Genomic DNA, 19095 nt, shown 5'->3' on the forward strand with positions numbered 1-19095 from the left:
ACACTACTCACAAATCCTACCGCCTCATTGCGCTGAGAACAAACTTCCATATTCGTTATGTCAAACGTGCTTAAAAGGATGGCTATCTCGTCTAGTCTGTTTGTTCAATTAACGTAAATGGCGTCAACGACTCCACATCCACGTAATGCCTCCACACATGTTCGTAAAGGTGGTGTTGATTTGCAAACGGGGCTAGTCGCTTTGCTTCTTCAAGCGTACACCAACAATACTCTGTGTGTTCTTCGTTAAGTACAACCGATTGGTTAGGTGGACAAAATAATACGAAGCATGGAATAACCATGATGCGGTTATTTTTTGCTTCGTAGAACTGTTCTAGAAAGTCTGCAGTATGTAACTCAACATCGTCAATTTGCGTCTCTTCTTTCAGTTCTCTGAGAATAGTTTGCCATCCGGTTTCACCGGCCTCTACACCACCAGCAACATGGCACCAATAACCACCTTTAACACGTTTGAGCAACAGCATTTTATCGACGCCATCAATTTTAGAAATGACAACGCCAGAAGTATGCGTTGCTTGTACTGGGATCATGTATGCTCCTTAAATATCTAGATATTTCCTAGATGCGCTCCATGCGCGAATGAAAGATAGGGTTGCTTGAGAACCCATAGTCTACTGCTTATTCTCACTCTCGGCAGATGTGTTTGAATATCACGGATCATTTTGTGAGCTGAGTATGCTAAAGTGCGATCTGTCGCAACAAATGAGCAGTAAAATGTCTAATTCATTCAACACTCTGGTTCCCATTGGTGTGCGCTTTATGGTGCTCTCCGCATTCGGTTTCGCGCTAATGTCTGCCACAGTAAAGCATGTCAGTCTTCATGGTATCCCTGTATTTGAGATTGTTGCAGCGAGGGCACTCGTCTCACTTGTTATCAGCTATTTAGATGTTAAGCGAAAACGAATTTCTGTATGGGGCAATAATAAGCCATTACTGTTTGCGCGTGGCGCAGTGGGCACCATGGCATTGATGTGCGTATATTATTCGGTGACCACCTTACCTTTGGCAGAAGCGACCATCTTCCAATACATTCACCCAGTATTTACTGCGCTCCTAGCCGTCTTTTTCTTGAAGGAACGCATTCAACCATCGACGTTCCTTTGCATTGCCTTGTGCTTACTCGGCATCTATATAATGGTAAGTCCAGAAACAGGACAAGAAGCAGAGCGCACTTTACCTATGTTTAGCGTAATGATTGCAATCTTGGGCGCATTTGGTAGCTCAATTGCTTATGTCATTGTTAGAAAACTTAGCCAAACTGAAGATAGTTCAGTGATCATTTTCTATTTCCCTCTGGTTGCTCTACCCACTTCACTCTTACTGATTGGCGATGATTTTGTTATGCCCGACCTGTATCTGACTTTCATGTTGGTTTTGGTTGGTGTATTCACCCAAGTTGGGCAATTGGGATTAACCAAAGCAATGCAAACTCAGCAAGCGGGCAAAGCGTCTGCTTACTCGTATATTCAGATCGTATTTTCTGTGTTGTTAGGCATCATTTTCTTCGGCGAAATCCCGCTCATCTGGACGTACATCGGTGGTGCACTAATTGTAGCGGGCGCACTCATTAACGTATTTGGTCACCATTTGCGCTTGCCATTCGTTAAGCGCAGCGCTTAACCCTTCAGCCCTAAAGCGAGACAACACTAAAACGTAAAAAGCCAGAGTCGACTCTGGCTTTCTTTTTTATGTTTAACCTGACGTTAAGCGGATAATTTTAATCCAGCGATACCAGCTACAATAAGCAATAAACTCAGCAATTTTATTAGCGTCGCGGGCTCGTTAAATATGTAGATACTGACGATTGCCGTTCCAATCGCTCCTATACCTACCCAAACGCCGTAAGCGATACCGAGTGGTAGCGTCCTTAATGCAATTCCAAGTAACCAAAAGCTCAACACCATAAACGTAACGGTAAAGCCAGATGCCGCCAATTTGGTAAAACCTTGTGAGTATTTTAGTCCGACAGCCCATGCCACTTCGCATAAGCCAGCAATGAAGAGAATTCCCCAAGCCATGTCATATTTCCCAACGAGATAGGGTCGTCCCCGAGAAAAGATAGAGCGGTGAGGTCGTCCTCACTTCTTTGTGACTCGCTATTATATACAGAAAATTGAACGTAAAAAAATAAGGCCCTGATATTTCAGGGCCTCTTTACATAAAAATCGCTAGGGCTTAGCGATGATGAATACGGTACCATCCGTCAACGTAAAGCTAACCTCACTGGTTTTCTTTCCGATACCGGATAAACTGCACTCGTTATCGTTATCACACGGCGTATTTGAAATAACATTCCACACGCCATTCATCAAGCCAGAACCAGTAATAATCGCCGTCCACGTTTTACCATTGTTGATTGATTGTGTAGTAACTTCATCAGATGTTGGTGGCGCTTCTTGTCCTACATAACTTGCTTCCACATTCAAGTTACTGTAACTGCTGTAAGCGTACACGCCAATGTGCCACGTTCCTTCATTCGGAGAAGTAATACTACATGCTTCATTACTGTTGCTACTGTATGAGCGACAATCGTAGCTGGTTAAACTTGGTTCACTTCCCAGCTTAACGTAAAGATCCGCATCGCCGTTTGCTCCCGATGTGGTAACAGTAAAATCTGAACTGTTGGTAGGCACATCAATCGTAAAACAATGCCACTCACCAGTAGATGAAGAGTCTATTTCGCTGAAAACACCATTGTTTAGGGCGATAGCTTCACACGTGCTAGACGGTGGCTCGACGACTCCGCCATCAACTGAAACACCGACCTGAGCAAAAGCGTCGGCGACATCATTCGCAGCCACGCTTAAGCTTTGGGCGGCCGCCAATACACCCGCAGCTGCAGAATCAAACGTTTCACTTGGCGTCCAGTAGTTCTGGTTAGCGTACGCAAAAACCTCGAACGCCTGTCGCGTTCCCCAATTGTACTCAACCGCCAATAGATAAAACGCTTTGTTAAACACACCACTTGAATAATGCACATCCATGCCACTCACATACTGAGACGCGTGATCAATTGAACGACCATCAAGGGGCGGATTATCCATATAGCGCAACGCCGCATTGGCAGCCTTTCTAATATCGTACCCAACTTTCCAATCGTTAGAACCACGTGAATAGAATTCAGCCGCCTCACCTGCCATATCTGAGAAAGCCTCATTGATTCCGCCAGATTGCTCTGAATAAATCAGATCAGAGTTTTGTTCTGTAAATCCATGGCTAACTTCGTGCGCTGAGACATCTAAACTCACTAAAGGATAGAAATAACTCGCACCGTCGCCAAAAGTCATGCTCGAACCATTCCAAAAGGCGTTTTCATAGCGTTTGCGGTAATGCACTCGCATTTGAAGCTGAAACGTTAAGGGCGCGGTATTCAGCCAATCTTTGTACATGTCGTATACCACTTTGCCAAAGTAATGCGCATCATTTAACGGGCTGTACGCTCCATTAATTTCTTTAACACTATTGGTTGGACAAACGAACGTATGTGTATTGCCAGACGTCCTACCATTCAAGTTAATGGTTTTGACCACGCCTGGAATATCCATCAAACACGTATCACCAGATTGCTGGACTAATAGAGACTCAAAATCCACACCATAGTGATAACGACCAATTTTTTGGTTTCCTCCCGGACCATTCGCTTCTACGTGCGCTAACCCCTCATATTGCAGCAAAATGTTTCCTGTTTTAGCATCAACAAGAAAGGTGGGACGCGTAGGCTTACCACCATGCTCATTATCAGCAAAAAACTGGACAATATAAGCTAAGTGCGCCACGTCACTTTTATCGACATAAATACGTAAACCTTGGCGCTGATTCTCTATTTGGTATCCGTTTTCTCGGTACGGCTTTTGCGTTGAAGACATTGCTTGAGAAAGCGACAATTTAGGCACCATATCATTGATGTCTCGGGCAATATCCTTTACGAGAGTGCCGTTGATATGCTTGATTTCGCCCTGTTTATCACGATGTACGACAATTTGCTTGCCCCAAATCGGGACGCCTTTAAACATCTGCTGATAACGATTATGCGTACCGCCGTTTTTACCTTTGTTAGTTTTCAGCTTTTGTACACGATTTCCATTTTGTAAACCTAACACACGATCTATATTTTGTGTGGCTGCAAGGTTGCGTTTTTCTAAAGCAACAACAAGACCATGGTTTTGCTCTAGCCGTTCGGACTGAGCGGCGGATAAAGATGTTGAAAAAAGAAGTGGTGAAGCAAGCATTGCCGTGACAAATAACCTGCTCTGATAGTTTGATACTGAACCCATCGGTTAGCCCCCTATTTTGCATCAATAGCAAAGCCAAACTGACCAGTTCTTATTTGTTTGTTTCTCACCCCAAAGTGAAGTCAAACTTATCGTAATTATCCCGCTCATTGATTTTAGCACACACAATCATACAGCTTATGTTTTAGTGCCATTTCATCTATTAAAAACGACACCGTTTTTTAACAATTTGCATATAACCTTTTGGTGTTGAAAGTGTTGCGTTTATTGCACAAATCACACAAAAACTAATTGAACATGTAAATATGAAAATGTTTGTGTGATTGATATCGCTTAAAACAATTACTGATGACTTTAATATTCAGCCGAATCAATTATAAGGTATGACGTACCCATGAAAACAATCAAAACCTCTATCGCTCTCCTGGTTGGCGCCGCTCTATTATCTGGATGTAATGACGACACTGAATACGTCAATGTTCAGCCTAAAGAAGTAAAAATAGCGACTTACAACCTCTCTTTTGACCGTGCAACTTTTGAAGCTTTAGTGAGTGAAATGCAAATTGAACCAGCGCAGCAAACTGTATTGGTTAATGCCTATTTAGACGGTTCTATCGCCGCTGAAGACAAAACCACTGCGGAAAAAGTCATTCAAATTCGAAACGTTGCTGCGATTATTCAGAAGAATCGCCCTGACGTTCTTATGATGGCGGAATACAACAACGACGGAACAGGCGAAAACAAAGCTGCCCTTGAAGGCTTCCAGAAGAACTACCTGTCTGTCGCGCAAAGCATCAATGGTGCAGGCGGTGAAGCGAACCTTGAACCTATCGAATATCCTTTCGCGGAGTCTTACTCTACCAACACAGGTTTGCTAAGCGAGTTTGACCTCGACAACAATGGAACAGCAGGTCAAATGCCGGGCGATGCATGGGGCTTTGGCATGTACCACGGTCAATATGCCTTTGCCCTAATGTCTAAATACAAGATTGATACGGCAAATACGCGCACGTTCCAAGCGTTTAAATGGAAAGATATGGAAGGTGCGAAGATTCCAACCATTACTATCTGTGACGGCTCACAAAAGATTCCAGATGGCATGAAGTGTGGTGATGAGTGGTACTCTGCAGAAGAATGGGATCAAGTACGCCTATCTTCTAAAAACCACGTAGATGCACCAATTATCATTCCGACTCGCAATGGCGAGGAAGTTGTGCATCTACTGATGTCGCACCCTACTCCACCAGTATTCGATCCAGGTAAAAACAAAGCGCAAAACGCAGCCGAAGTAGAGTTCTGGCATCACTACATTCAAGGTAAAGACTATTTCTACGACGATGCAGGTAAGAAAGGCGGCTTATCGAGCGGGGCTAAATTCGTAATGATGGGCGATCAAAACCTTGATCCCGTGGCCGGTGACGGTATTAGCTCTGTAATGCAAGAACTGCATAATGATCCATTGGTTAACCAAACCGTGATGAATGGCGAGCTTTATCCGACAAGCTTTGGGGCAGCCGAACACGCTGTTGACCGCAGCTCCACTCACCCATATCCAAATCGCATCACTTCGACGTTTGGCTTGGGTGTAGATTATGCCTTGCCTTCTGCAAACCTAAATGTGGTGGACTCTGGCGTATACTGGTCAGCTTCTTATGAAGAAGGTCGTAAGCTATTTAACGATGCGCGTATTGGTAAGTATGGTGATGGCAAAGATGTGTCTTCCGACCATCGCATGATCTGGATTAAAGCACAGTTCTAAACTGTGTCATTTAAATAAAAAAAAGCCAACCACAAGGATTCGTGATTGGCTGTATATATTTGTGAACAAAGTGGTTCACTAACAACGTCAGTTGGCTAGGTGACCCTCGGCTTAGAAAGGGTCACTCATACTAAAGCATGAGGCGTGCCAACTTTGTAGCGCACAAAAACAGGTTGTTATTTAATCACTTTCATTAAAACTTCACCAATAGCCACTGTTTGCTCACGCAATGAATTGCAATTTGCAAATTATAATTGGCATTTCGCAATAAACCCTACCATTAACTTTTGTTCTATGGCTTCCTAGCCAAATCACGTGCGAGGATTAATGCGAGTCCGAATACTTGCAAGAAGAGCCCGATATTTTTGTACCAAGCGATCTTTTCATCTTGCTTTGCCATTACCTCATTGAGCTCTACATTCTCAATGTAATAGTCATCAATGCGATCTCTATACGAAGCTTGTGCTTGGTTTATCTTTGACATTAGCTTAGGGAGTTTATCTATTTGTATTTCATCCGATTCGTGATGAGTCCAAGAGGATAAGTGCCCTTCCAATATCTGTTCTATCTCCGAAGGTATCGCTGCGCTCTGACCTATGTGCAAATGAAGCAGCAACGCCTCTCTTTTTCTTTCTAGAGTTTCAACGCTATTCCACGCGAGTTGGATGGAATACAAGTTTTCCGCCTTTTGCTCTGCGAGTTGCGAATACTGTTTGCCAAGCCTATCAAGGACCAAGCTAGTAAGAACGATCGCGCCAATATTCAGTACTAACCCAATCAGAACGAGTACCCATGGCGGCGGGATATAGCTACGAAGACTTACCATAACTTATCGTACGGAAGATAAATCATATTCAACACAACCAGCGAAAGTATCACTAGGAATGTCACCTGCATGCCCCTAACACGCCTTTTTAAGTCCTCTTTCAATATACCTCGAGCATGGATAATTCGACCGATCACGAAAATAATGCCTGTGAGATGTATCCAGGTTGGGTAAGCACTATTGAATTCTAATAGTGCCATTAGAATCAGAGTAATGGGGATATATTCTGTCGCGTTACTCTGTGCACTACGAGCGATTTGGAGAGCCTCTACTCCTCCGTCAGCATAAGCAACCTGATTTAAGCGACGCTGCTTAATCACTTGAACGGCCAACCAAATAATCAGTATTGCAAGAATGCTAGCGTATAGAGCTGTGATCATATGTCGTCCTTTTTGATCCGGTTTTCATTATATAGCGTGTCACTTGGCTATAAATATAGCGGTATCCTAATGATAATGCGTCAATTAACCTCAAATTATGATTTGACTCGAATATAAGAAAACGAGCTAGAGAATACTTTATGGAACTAAAAACGCCCTCGAATAGAGGGCGTGAGAGTGGAATCGTGAATATTCAAGAATAGTGCACTATAAAGGATGATTGGCCAACTTTTTACGCTTATGCCCTTTGACAATACTTTCAAAGATTGTAAATAACAGCCCCACCCAAATAAAGGCAAAAGTCACTGCTTTAACTTCATCAAACAGTTCACCGAAAAACATCACAGCCAAAACAAATTGCAAGCTTGGTTCAATATATTGCATTAAACCAACTGTCGATAAGTTTGTTATACGTATCGCGATAGAATAAAAAATCAGTGGTAAAAGCGTGATCGGTGCGCTGCCAAAGTACAAAAGCAATGTTGTGATATCTACGCCTGAAGCCAACTCACCCACTGTCCATTGTTTGTAAAACAAATACGCCACGGCAACTGGAGTCAATAGCAGGGCCTCAACAAACAAGGTGGTGCTCCAGTCGTATGTTATCTTCTTCTTGTACAAGCCATACAAAGCAAAGAACAACCCCATCGTTAGTGCGATAACAGGCAACTGGCCATAATGAATCACTTGATACATCACGCCAATTGTTGCTAGCACAATTGCGATGAGTTTGCCTTTTGAAAGCTTATCTCCAAGAATAAACACGCCTAACGCCACTGACACCAACGGTCCAATAAAAAAGCCTAAGCTTGCATCAATGACTCGATGGTGAGTCAAAGCCCAAGTGAACGCACTCCATGAAATACACATCAAGCTGCTCGCGACAAACGTGTACCACAAAGATTTTTTGTCACACCAGATTTCTTTCCAATTCGGTCCTCGACGGGTTATACCAAGCACAATTAAAAAACCGACAGGAACTGAGCCGATGATTCGCCATGCCAGTAACTCATCCATTGAAGCATTCGGTAAATAACGATAATAAATGGGTAACAGCCCCCAAATTACAAAGGAGAATGCTGCCATAAAAGTGCCATAACGAGTGTTATTCATAAAACTATCGCTCATCTAAACGAACAAGTCAGCGCAAACAAATCGCGCTATGCATAATAAAAGGAGATCGATATCCCTGTGAGTTTAAGATGCTGAGGGCATTACTGGTTCAACGCTTGTACTACTGCTGTAAACCCACTCACAAAACACAACATAAGTGCTCCAAACCGAATTTTTTCTTTTGGTAACGATTGGGTGGTTTTCATCGCGAGCCAATACCCAAGTGCTGCCGCAGGTAATAGCGGAATAGTAATCACCAAATGGTGTAATGTGAAGAAACCAGCGGGAATTTGAACAACGAGCGAAATGATGGAACTGAAAACAAAAAATGCCGATAGGTTACCACGTAACTGATTCGCTTCTTGATGTTGCAACAACAACGCCATCGGTGGGCCTCCAATCGCCGAACTGGTACCAAACAATCCAGAAAAGAATCCTGCTAATGTCATACGCGCTGGTGTGGGTTCAACCCGAAACGGTAAAACACTCACCACAACCGCGAATAACACCAAAAAACCAATCCAAAGTGTAAGGGCTTGAGTCGAGACAAAAAACAGTAGCAAGCCGCCAGCAACCGATCCGGGCACACGCCCAATCAATGCCATTTTTAAACCGCCGATTTCAACACTACTGCGGTGCTTCATCGCATTCATCAACGAAATAAATAACGCGACTAAACAGATTGGTGCAGGCACATACTCCGGCGCCCAAAGAATCAGTAAAGGTGCGGCAACAATTGCCAAGCCAAAGCCTATTGCGGTTTGTACATAAGAGCCAAGAAATATTAGCCCTATCGCAAGCAAGTTTATCGAATCGAATTCCATTTAGATTATTCTTATATTTGAAAGCCAAACACGAAAGCAAAGCACATTCGCACGATGAATGCGTCGAGTGTGTTGTGATATGAATCTCGCGTAGCATTCATCAAAGTGAACAAAAAGACAATCCATTTGTGCGGTTTGCCGTCACTTCTTTTCGTCTTTCATTCAGCCGATGTACGCGTATGCTTATATCTAGGCGAATTCATGCTCGACTGTTCATGCAGCATTTCTTCCACGGAATTAATGACTGCTCAAAAACGGCCGCATTAGATCTTTGAACCCTCCTCCCGCTCTATATAGGCGTAATCGATTCTCACTACGTCGGTATAGCACTTTATGACTCATCGCTTTATACTATTGATCATTTTGTCATTACCGTACTTATTTACACAACAACAAGTGTACGGTCAGTGTTACTTTTTCTACCTTTAACTTGCTGTGAAAATAATATGAGAAAACAAACTGGATTTACTCTAATAGAGTTAGTCGTAGTTATTGTCGTGCTTGGCATTCTTGCTGTCACTGCCGCACCACGCTTTTTAAACCTTCAAAGTGATGCGCGTGAAGCGCGTTTAGAAGGCATGAAGGGCGCGATTGCATCAGCGCTCGGTGTCGGTTATGGGAAAATGGCGATTGCAGGGTTGGAGAGCAAAGCATATGTTGCAAATTTTGATAATAAATTCACCAAAGCAGAGCTGCCTTTCGAAGGCTGTACTATTGGCGCCAACAAGCGATGCGTCTTCTTATACGGATACCCTGATGCAGATGAGACTGCTTTGGGGTTGCTTGTTCATGAACTTGAACATCAGTACGGTACAACAGATTGGAAAATTGAGGCTTTTGAAGATAAAAGGCTCGTAGCGATAATGGCAAGAGATGACAAGAGTGCGTCAAAAGAGAAGTGCAGTATCATTTATGGTCCACCACTTAGAGAAAACCAAGACTATACTCTAGTAATTAATCATTGTTCTTAAAACAACAGGGCTGCCCATCGGCAGCCTTATTTTTAATCTTATCGGGTTTGTTTACGCAAAGTTAAATACGTATTTATCCATCATATTCACCATACGGCCAATCTCTGGCTTGGTAATCGTATCATTTGCGCCAAGAGACAGTGCTTTCGCTCGGTTATCCTCACTCATCAATGATGAGAACATAATGATCGGCATTTCATGAAACGCTTCAGTATCGCGTAGTCTCTTCACTAAGTGCATACCATCCATTCGAGGCATTTCTACGTCCGTAACCACCGCATCTAACAGCTCTTTAACTGGCAAGTTTTCTTCTTTCGCGACCTCGATTAAGCTCATTAATTTCTCATGAGCCTCACCACCGTCTTTACAAGTGATCACATTGTAACCTGAAGAAGCTAATGTATCTTGAATCAAAGAGCGAATAAATGCTGAGTCATCCACCACCATGATCGTTTTAGCATTACGCTTACCCACCATTCTCTGGTTTAGATCTACCGACTTATCCCCTTTCACATCGTATTTTTCCATACTCAGCTCTGGGTTAATATCCGCGATGATTTTTTCAAAGTCGAGAATCATGATCAGGTTGCCTTCTTTGCGGACAACTGCCACTACACAATCTTGTTCGCCCGCTTCCAAAAACTGACTTGGTGATTCCACATCATTCCAAGAGATACGATGAATACGTGAAATACTATCAATCAGAAAGCCATTGGTCATTTTGTTGAAATCAGTAACGATAACAAACTTACGCTCTAGGTCCTGGCGTGTTGGTACACCTAACCAACCAGCTAAATCAACTAAAGGCGTCAATACATCTCTGGACGAAAACACCCCGATCATGTGAGGTTGTGCGTTTGGATAATCGGTTGTCTCTGGTACGCGAATCACTTCTCGTACTTTCGCAACGTTGATGCCGTAATAACAAGTTTTTGTGCTGCCATCCGGCAATGTTTTTTCTAAATGAAACTCGATGATTTCAAGCTCATTGGTACCACTTTCTGTCAAAATGGTGCTGGTTACGTTACTCATAAAGCCAATTATCCAACCAAAATACGCATCAGAAAAAGTTTGATGCAAACGCCATGAGAAGCCATTCTCAGGCTAAAAATCCAAGCATCCTTTTTAGTCGTTACAACAAAGTTTGTAAACCACCAAAAGGACGGCCAACGCACATTTCCATATCAAACTGTGAAAAAATGTCTCATTTTTGAACAGGATAACATGAGTTAACTTAGTGCGACCTTACCTTCCCACTTTTAGCGGCCATTTCGATGAAAAGTTTAGGGTTAATATTGATGTTTTTCGTTGGCCTATCACTATACCCACACATATGAAATCCCTCGTGTATTGGCGTATTCGACAGTATCTTATTCAATTGTGCTCAGTGAATTTCAATTATAGAAAATGTCATTTTCCTTTCCATCAGAAAGGTTTTTCCTACAATCCCTCTTAATACAATCATATTGCGTTGGGCGGTATGACAGTTCGGATAGTAGTGAGGCTCCATTTGAATAATGTTCTTATCATTGATGACCAACCACTTTACAGCGAAGCACTGACTTCTCTTGTTGAGAGCGTAATCAACACAGCCGAAGTCATTCAGTCGAAAGACAGCGCAGAAGTAATGGACTTAGTTCGAAATACAAAAATTGATTTTATTATTCTAGACGTTGTCCTTGGTGATCGAGATGGTATGCGTTTGGCGAAGAATATTTTAGCAACGGGCTATCAAGGTAAATTACTTTTCATTTCTTCACGCGACTATTCCAGCCTTTCTAAAGCGGCTTACGAGATGGGAGCTCATGGTTTCTTGAATAAAAACGAGACAAAAGAAGCGATTGCTGACGCGATTGTGAGTGTCTCACGTGGGTACTCTATGTTTAAGTCTACTCACGCTCCTTCTACTGGTGATGTCACGCTATCCAATCGCGAAGCCATGGTGTTCCACTACTTAGCTCAGGGCTATTCAAATAAACGTATTTCAGAACAACTATCGCTCAGCGCTAAAACCATCAGCACTTACAAAACTCGTATTTTGAAAAAATACCATGCAGATTCATTGATTGAATTACTGCATACGATCCCAAGCGCTGAAAACATTCAATGCGATCGTTAGTTCTTCATATATTTTGCAATGGCATCGGTTAATATCTGATGCATTGCGTCGTGACGATGGCTTTGCTTCATCTGAAGTACAACCTTTGGCCAGCCGTTGGGGTAATAAGATTCAGGAATACGAATAAAACGGTATCCTTCGATTGGCGCCTGATACTCCAGAAAAACCGTCGCCGCCTTTTTTTGTTTGAGCAGCTTTAGCACACTGCTCACGTTATCTAGCGCTGCAATTCGATTGATCACCATACCGTGATTCTCCATTGCTCGTTTTGCAAGCTGCTCTTTCTCTTTCCAACCGATAATTTCAAGCATAATAAATGGTAGTTTGGCAGCCTCTTCAAGAGTGGTGATCCCAAGCTCTTCCGGAACAACAACCACAGCAGGCGCGTAGCCAATAAATTTCTGATGGATAGATTTTGGCAATTCATCATTGAAGTAATGAAGCTGGGCATCCACTTTGCCTAAAAGGATTTCGTCCACCGTATATTCCGTGATGGTTGCGACAGTAATATGAGCTTTAGGAAACAGCGTCATTAAATCCATCGCCAACAAGTGTCCAAATGAGTACTGAGCCGTTTGGGGTAAACAGACCGTTATATCCTTACTGTATTTTTCTGGTTTGAATTCTGATCGAACTAGGCATGTTTCTAAGTTATCTAATGCATCTGCAATTTTGGGTAGCTGACGCATCAGAAAGTTGGTGGGTTCTAAATGATGTGGGTGACGAATGAATAGTTCATCACCAAGTTGGATGCGTAAGCGAGCAAGATATTTACTGATCGACGCCTCACTCTTGCCCAAGGCTTTCGCTACGGGTTTAAGCTGACGATGCTTTTCTAATAGAACCAGTATTTTTAATAGGTTTAGATCAAGGTCTTTGTTCACGATAAAGTACCAGTTGGGTCTTATGATAATCAGCAATCAAAGGAGCATTATGCATTGCTCGACTAATATAAAAGACCAAGGGTACTGCTTGGTCAAATTTATCAAACAGTTATGTCATGGTTATGTATTGTTGTCCTCAAACACGCTGTTTTTTCATTTCATATAACTCTTCATCTGCTCTCACGATCACCTCTTGCAGCGTTTCATCCTCTTCGCGCACAGCAACACCAGTACTAACGCTGATCTCTATATCTAATGTATTTAAACGATTGTGTTTAACAACGCCACGGAGCTTTTTCGCTAACATGGAAGCTTTGCTCATGCTGCATCCGGGCAAAATTACAATAAACTCATCACCACCAGTCCTGACTAAGTAGTCACTGTTCCGAAAAACCTTTCTCATTGAGTCTGCAATAATAACAATGACTTCATCGCCAACATGGTGTCCGTAACGATCATTAATCTTCTTGATACGATTTCCGTCAATCGCAATGATAGAGTATGGTTCAACCTCCATTCGATGTTTAAACCGCTCTTCTTTAAATACTCGCCGATTTAATAATCCGGTCAAGTCATCTTGCGTTACATCACTCAGAGCATTTTCTAATTGAATTTTGCTCTGTTTAGATTCATTGGCTTTTCGATAATAGGCGAACGCTACGACAGAATAGATGACAAGAATAAAGCTGTAGTCCACCACTATTTTACTAAACGGATATTGGTAAATAACAAGATTATTATTGTCGGCAACATAGGATTGAGTGTAAGCAAAATGAGCTAAGGGGTAGCTCGGAAAGTAAATAATTATCTGCTTATTTCCGTTACTAACCTCTACGTCAACGGCTTTGCCTTCATTATAAAGCGATGATAAATACAGTTGTTCCGAAAATTCGCCGACAAGCTTCCCTCTATAGTAGACGGGACTCATGATACTTAATGCCATCTCATCTGAATACGTGGTTTTGAAGGGCTTAGAGATAAGAACTCGGTCGGAGAGCTGCTCTTTCCACGCGGCAAGAATACAAGCGTAATTCACTCTGCACCATTCTATATCAAACGTCTCTTTAGATCCCTCTAGAGCTGGGATTGGTCGTTCTAAGATGAGTTTGTCACTAGTATAAGAACGAAAGTACAATATGGCGTCTTCTCTATCGTAGACATTGGACAAATGAGCTTCTGCTTGGTGTAGGGCTTTACGAGCAACAGTTTCCACATAATCTAGGTTTTTATACGGCTTTAAAGCATAAATTGCATCTTGAAAACTGAAGTCAGTCAGTACTTCTATTTGTTCGATACTGAAGTTTTCATACTGCGCCAATTGAGCTTCGGTCAACAAGCCTAGCAGAATAACCTTCTGCTTTGTTTTTGCTAAATTGTTAGCGTACGTATTAAATTGCTTCTCCTCATAAGAGATGAGAACAGCACCAATCATGGTCACCGATACAATAAATAACAACATCGCAACCGCAAAAGAAGAAACAAAACTTCTTACATTCATAACACTTTATGTTCCCACTACTTTTGCAAGTTCAATAACATTATTCACATTAAACTTGTCTAGAAATCGACGTTTCTTGATACTCACGGTTTTATCACTGATAGCCATACAGATAAGCATCTGATCATCAAAGATCAAACCGTTCAATGCTTTCATATCTTTGCTTCAAAATAGTGATTACCTCTAACGGCATGGGCTTATCAATGTAAAAGCCTTGGCAGATGTCTATTCCACATTCGCGCATGGTTTTATAGGTTACTTCGTCTTCGACACCTTCTGCGACAATACGAATATTGAGGCTTTTCGCTAAAGCACAAATAGCGATGACAATGCTTTTCTTTTTCAGGTCTTCACTCGCTCCGTAGACAAAAACGCGGTCAAGTTTGATCTCGTTAAAAGGTAACTTTGCCAACTTTTCAAATGTAGATGAGCCCGTACCAAAATCATCAATTGATACCGTGACACCTTTCATTCTGAGTTTGATGAGGTTTTTGTAGATAGACGTGCTAGCTTGGAAAGCTTCCCGCTCTGTAATCTCAATGGTGATTTGTGACGGGTCGACACCGCTCTCCGAGCATTGTTGAATAAAACGATGCGAGAAGTCAGGGTCGTTCAAGTTTTCGTGGTCGACATTAATCGAGACCTTTTGGGTTAATCCCCTATTGTTGATGTCATAGATTGTATTAATCAGCACTGATTGAAAAAGTTCAGAAGACAAATGGCATCGTTTTACGATCGGAAGAAAGTGGTTTGGTAACAACACGCCATAAATAGGATGCACCCAACGCGCTAACGCTTCATAACCTAAAAGCTCACCACTGTGTGCGTCTACCAAAGGTTGGTAATAATTCTTCACTCGCCCTTCACCCAAAGCAAATAAAAACTCTTGGTCTTGCAGTACGATAGGTTGAGCAAACGCTGTTTTTCGCGTTCTTTCATCTTTTATTTGGCTGAAGAGTTTAACCACTTGTATTTCGTCGTACGGCTTAGGCAGTTCTCCTAATATCTCAAAACTAAACCCTTCGCACATTTCTCGTACTGCCGAGATGATGCTCTGCTCCAACAAACTGACTAGCACGACTTGCCCGTGATACTGAATTTGGTCGAATACTTCCAAGATGTCGATACCGCCTTTTCCCGGCATCTGGAGATCGCAAAAGATCACATCAAAATATTGCTCTTGTGCACATTGACTAGCAGTGTCCACACAATTGAATGTACTGACTGAAGCGCCACTATGACCCAATATTTGGGTAAGTATCTTGGTTTGTAGAGGATGACCATCAATCACCATCACATTAAGCTGTGTATTCATTTATCTCTATCCAATAATCTATATTTTCGATCTCCTGCTCGATTGGTTAAATTAATCCTGCCACTCGCTGATCAAAATCGACCAGCATTACTCAGCCTCAATGTAAAACTCAGTCTGCTTGTCTGTTCTCAATAACTGTCACTATCAATGAGTTAAAAAAAAAACTACTGGCAAAAATGTGGCAACGGACAACGCTGTAATACGACTTATCGTACTGAGCATAATGCCTTACTCGGACTGGGCAGTCAGATTAATTTGTGTCGGCTAAAAGTCAAATTTCGACTAATAGCGAAATGAAATATAAATTACTGATATAAAGATAAAAATTTAAAATATGTCAGAAAAAACCGACAAAACAATCCACCTTTGACTACACAATATTTGCGCTTAATATCTCACCAAAGTGAATACTTGTTGTAAGTCCGTTGGCGAGCATACTCAACAAATGTTTGCTTGCTCGTTTGTAAACCATGGCTTTTTGTCTCCATCTTGAATGCTTCGCCTTCATTCCGTGATAAACTAGCTCATTAACACGAAAGAAACGCTCAACTTTGCGGTACAGAGCCACAAAAGTAAGTACGGTTTTAACACACTCAGTCTAAAACTATGCTGCTCGAAGCTCAAATTACTACTCGTACGCCCGTTGGAGCAGTAAGAAAATTAAGGTATTAAATTCAAATGGTTAATAACTCAATCCAGTGGTTTCCTGGCCACATGCACAAAGCACGCAAAGAGATCGAAGAAGCAATCCCACAAGTGGATGTGATCATCGAAGTACTGGATGCTCGTATTCCTTTCAGTAGTGAAAACCCTTTGATTTCTCAAATCCGTGGTGACAAGCCGGTCGTTAAAGTCTTGAACAAGAGTGATTTGGCCGATCCTGAGTTAACTCAATTATGGATTGAGCACTTGGAGCAAGAGCAACACGTAAAAGCAATGGCGATCACGACGTCAGAACCGCAAGAAGTGCATCGAATCATGGAGCTTTGCCGTAAACTTGCCCCACACCGTGAAGAGATCGGTAAAAACATTCGTACCATGATCATGGGCATCCCAAACGTTGGGAAATCAACAATCATCAATACTCTAGCTGGTCGAACGATCGCGGTGACAGGTAACCAGCCCGCGGTAACACGTCGTCAACAGCGCATCAACCTGCAAAATGGCATCGTTTTATCCGATACTCCAGGGATTCTGTGGCCTAAAGTGGAAAACCCACACAGTGGCTTCCGTTTAGCTGCTACTGGCGCTGTAAAAGATACTGCGATGGAATACGACGAGGTTGCGTTTTACACCATTGAGTACCTAGCAGCCCACTATGCAGACAAGCTTAAAGAGCGTTACCAAATCGAAGAGCTTCCTGAATCAGATATCGAGATCATGGAAGAAATTGGTCGTCGCCGTGGTGCACTACGCGCAGGTGGACGTGTGGACTTGCACAAAGTATCAGAGATTTTGTTGCACGAACTTCGCCAAGGGACACTAGGCCAAATTACACTAGAGCGCCCAGAAATGATCACTCAAGAGCTGATTGAAGTCGAGATTGAAACCGCTCGTAAAGAAGAAGAAAAAGCGAAGCGTAAAGAAGAGCGCCGCAAGCGCTATCTACGTAATAAGCGATAAACTGATATTATCTTTTCCCAATCATATTTTAAGGCGCGATTTTCGCGCCTTTTTTGTTATCGAATGCGCCCATTTTTTCACTTTTCAAACTTTATATTCCTCATAAAAAGTCCAGACATGAAGCACGAAAAAAACACCGCAAAATCGCCGTATAAACTTTAAGCACAAACTAGTTTAGACCCCGGGCCCCTATAGAGTTACAGCCACCATCCAACCCTCAAATGTCGAGTTTGCAAGGGTCTGCAAACTTATGCAACCTGGTTAGTGACACTCTCCCCAAAATCCGCAATATGAATAAGTGTCAGCGCTGGCGTTTTTCCATATGAAGAAGAGATTTATTATGAGTGAAACTATACAAAGCAAACCACTTCCTTCCTTTATTGAGGAACGCCTAGATTTTCATATTCAAGATCTAATTGAACCGAACGAGAACAAGAAACACCTTGTTCTTGGTAAACGTCCACCGTGTAATGCCGTTGTTATGCAAAGCAATGATTACCTTGCACTGTCCCATAACAAGGAGATTCAAAACGCGCATCGTGATGCGATTTCTCAACACGATGACAACGTCGTGATGTCCGCGATTTTCTTGCAAGATGATGAATCAAAACCTGCATTTGAAACTCAACTAGCCAGTTTTGTCGGCATGCCTAGCTGTCTGCTTTCTCAATCAGGATGGGCTGCGAATGTCGGTTTATTACAGACTATTTGTGCACCGAACATACCTGTGTATATCGACTTCTTTGCGCATATGTCTTTATGGGAAGGTGCACGTATCGCAGGAGCACAAATTCATCCGTTCATGCATAACAACACCAACCACTTGCGAAAACAGATTTCACGCCATGGTTCGGGAATTATTGTTGTGGATTCGGTTTACAGCACTATCGGAACCATTGCTCCTCTACGTGATATCTACGAAATAGCACAAGAGTTTGACTGCGGCTTAGTTGTGGATGAATCGCACTCGTTAGGTACGCACGGTCCGCAAGGCGCTGGGCTACTGCAAGAGCTGGATTTGACTCATATGGTGGATTTTGTAACCGTAAGTCTTGCAAAGACATTTGCTTATCGTGCTGGCGCAATTTTAGGGGCAGAAAAGCTGGCGAAGACACTTCCATTTGTCGCGTATCCTGCCATTTTCAGCTCCACCGTGTTACCGCAAGAAATTATTCGGTTAGAAAAAACACTGGACGTCATAAAAAAAGCCGATGACAAGCGGGAGATTTTGTTTAAAAGAGCGAAGTCTCTAGCCGTTGGTTTAAAACGTATTGGGTTTACTATTCGCAGTGAGTCGCAAATTATCGCGCTAGAATGTGGCAACGAAAGAAACACTGAGCGAGTTCGCGACTTTCTAGAAGAAAGGAATGTCTTTGGTGCAGTTTTCTGTCGCCCTGCAACAGGAAGAAACAAGAACATCATTCGTTTTTCTGTCAATGCGGACATGACTGCCGCCGAAGTCGATCACGTTCTTTCCGCCTGCCAAGAAGCGTTTGTTCATCCCGATCTAGAGTTTGTATAAGCTATAGTG

General features: G+C 42.5%; 18 protein-coding genes. 6 read left to right on the forward strand and 12 right to left on the reverse strand.

Annotation, left to right across the window (positions count from 1 at the left end; translation table 11 throughout):
• Nucleotides 1-91 precede the first annotated feature (91 nt).
• Nucleotides 92-550 (reverse strand): NUDIX hydrolase, encoded by a 459-nt coding sequence (locus MTR11_RS14235; RefSeq protein WP_006742305.1) that lies wholly within the window; start codon nucleotides 548-550, stop codon nucleotides 92-94.
• 184 nt (nucleotides 551-734) lie between these two features.
• Here MTR11_RS14235 and MTR11_RS14240 point away from each other — a divergent pair, with 184 nt between their 5' ends.
• Nucleotides 735-1640 (forward strand): DMT family transporter, encoded by a 906-nt coding sequence (locus tag MTR11_RS14240; protein ID WP_171058500.1) that lies wholly within the window; start codon nucleotides 735-737, stop codon nucleotides 1638-1640.
• 83 nt (nucleotides 1641-1723) lie between these two features.
• On the opposite strand, the gene MTR11_RS14245 is transcribed toward MTR11_RS14240, so the two are convergent.
• Together MTR11_RS14245 and MTR11_RS14250 are read right to left on the reverse strand one after the other, a co-directional pair.
• Complete coding sequence (locus MTR11_RS14245; protein ID WP_005395239.1) at nucleotides 1724-2038, reverse strand: DMT family transporter; 315 nt, start codon at nucleotides 2036-2038, stop codon at nucleotides 1724-1726.
• 150 nt (nucleotides 2039-2188) lie between these two features.
• Complete coding sequence (locus tag MTR11_RS14250) at nucleotides 2189-4294, reverse strand: M4 family metallopeptidase (RefSeq protein ID WP_243327892.1); 2106 nt, start codon at nucleotides 4292-4294, stop codon at nucleotides 2189-2191.
• A 352-nt stretch (nucleotides 4295-4646) separates the two neighbouring features.
• On the opposite strand from MTR11_RS14250, the gene MTR11_RS14255 reads away from it, so the two are divergent.
• A complete protein-coding gene (locus MTR11_RS14255; RefSeq protein ID WP_243327893.1) occupies nucleotides 4647-6011 on the forward strand; it encodes an endonuclease/exonuclease/phosphatase family protein in 1365 nt (454 codons plus the stop codon).
• A 292-nt stretch (nucleotides 6012-6303) separates the two neighbouring features.
• Here MTR11_RS14255 and MTR11_RS14260 read toward each other — a convergent pair whose 3' ends face one another.
• From MTR11_RS14260 to MTR11_RS14275, 4 genes are all read right to left on the reverse strand, one after another.
• Entirely contained in the window at nucleotides 6304-6837 is a 534-nt protein-coding gene (locus MTR11_RS14260; protein ID WP_243327894.1) for a DNA mismatch repair protein, read from the reverse strand.
• The gene (locus MTR11_RS14265) at nucleotides 6831-7217 is read right to left on the reverse strand and encodes an MAPEG family protein (protein ID WP_012842326.1); all 387 of its coding nucleotides are present in this window, start codon (nucleotides 7215-7217) and stop codon (nucleotides 6831-6833) included. Before MTR11_RS14265 ends, MTR11_RS14260 begins: the two co-directional genes overlap by 7 nt.
• Before the next feature lie 207 nt (nucleotides 7218-7424).
• The gene (gene rarD / locus MTR11_RS14270; protein ID WP_005395245.1) at nucleotides 7425-8330 is read right to left on the reverse strand and encodes an EamA family transporter RarD; all 906 of its coding nucleotides are present in this window, start codon (nucleotides 8328-8330) and stop codon (nucleotides 7425-7427) included.
• A gap of 101 nt (nucleotides 8331-8431) precedes the next feature.
• Complete coding sequence (locus MTR11_RS14275) at nucleotides 8432-9154, reverse strand: sulfite exporter TauE/SafE family protein (protein ID WP_005395248.1); 723 nt, start codon at nucleotides 9152-9154, stop codon at nucleotides 8432-8434.
• 446 nt (nucleotides 9155-9600) lie between these two features.
• Here MTR11_RS14275 and MTR11_RS14280 point away from each other — a divergent pair, with 446 nt between their 5' ends.
• Nucleotides 9601-10125: a prepilin-type N-terminal cleavage/methylation domain-containing protein gene (locus tag MTR11_RS14280; protein WP_074190600.1), complete on the forward strand. Its 525-nt coding sequence runs from the start codon at nucleotides 9601-9603 to the stop codon at nucleotides 10123-10125.
• A 51-nt stretch (nucleotides 10126-10176) separates the two neighbouring features.
• Here MTR11_RS14280 and MTR11_RS14285 read toward each other — a convergent pair whose 3' ends face one another.
• Nucleotides 10177-11157, reverse strand: a complete 981-nt coding sequence (locus tag MTR11_RS14285; RefSeq protein WP_025998672.1) for a chemotaxis protein — start codon at nucleotides 11155-11157, stop codon at nucleotides 10177-10179.
• A gap of 478 nt (nucleotides 11158-11635) precedes the next feature.
• Between MTR11_RS14285 and MTR11_RS14290 the strand changes: the two genes are divergently transcribed.
• Nucleotides 11636-12244 (forward strand): response regulator transcription factor, encoded by a 609-nt coding sequence (locus tag MTR11_RS14290; protein ID WP_005395257.1) that lies wholly within the window; start codon nucleotides 11636-11638, stop codon nucleotides 12242-12244.
• On the opposite strand, the gene MTR11_RS14295 is transcribed toward MTR11_RS14290, so the two are convergent.
• From MTR11_RS14295 to MTR11_RS14310, 4 genes are all read right to left on the reverse strand, one after another.
• The gene (locus MTR11_RS14295; protein ID WP_046876026.1) at nucleotides 12241-13128 is read right to left on the reverse strand and encodes a LysR family transcriptional regulator; all 888 of its coding nucleotides are present in this window, start codon (nucleotides 13126-13128) and stop codon (nucleotides 12241-12243) included. The two genes, MTR11_RS14290 and MTR11_RS14295, sit on opposite strands and share 4 nt — an antisense overlap.
• Nucleotides 13129-13264: 136 nt before the next feature.
• Complete coding sequence (locus MTR11_RS14300; protein WP_006742317.1) at nucleotides 13265-14626, reverse strand: GGDEF domain-containing protein; 1362 nt, start codon at nucleotides 14624-14626, stop codon at nucleotides 13265-13267.
• Nucleotides 14627-14632: 6 nt separating this feature from the next.
• Complete coding sequence (locus MTR11_RS14305) at nucleotides 14633-14782, reverse strand: hypothetical protein (RefSeq protein WP_413777600.1); 150 nt, start codon at nucleotides 14780-14782, stop codon at nucleotides 14633-14635.
• Nucleotides 14754-15941 (reverse strand): EAL domain-containing protein, encoded by a 1188-nt coding sequence (locus MTR11_RS14310; protein WP_243327895.1) that lies wholly within the window; start codon nucleotides 15939-15941, stop codon nucleotides 14754-14756. Before MTR11_RS14310 ends, MTR11_RS14305 begins: the two co-directional genes overlap by 29 nt.
• 678 nt (nucleotides 15942-16619) lie before the next feature.
• Between MTR11_RS14310 and ylqF the strand changes: the two genes are divergently transcribed.
• On the forward strand, nucleotides 16620-17564 hold the full coding sequence (ylqF, locus tag MTR11_RS14315) for a ribosome biogenesis GTPase YlqF (RefSeq protein ID WP_243327896.1): 945 nt from the start codon (nucleotides 16620-16622) through the stop codon (nucleotides 17562-17564).
• A 340-nt stretch (nucleotides 17565-17904) separates the two neighbouring features.
• Nucleotides 17905-19086, forward strand: coding sequence for an alpha-hydroxyketone-type quorum-sensing autoinducer synthase (gene cqsA, locus MTR11_RS14320; protein ID WP_006742320.1), 1182 nt, complete (start codon nucleotides 17905-17907; stop codon nucleotides 19084-19086).
• The last annotated feature ends 9 nt before the right edge of the window (nucleotides 19087-19095 follow it).

It is taken from the genome of Vibrio sp. CCB-PB317, assembly GCF_022808245.1.
Lineage (GTDB): Bacteria > Pseudomonadota > Gammaproteobacteria > Enterobacterales > Vibrionaceae > Vibrio > Vibrio diabolicus.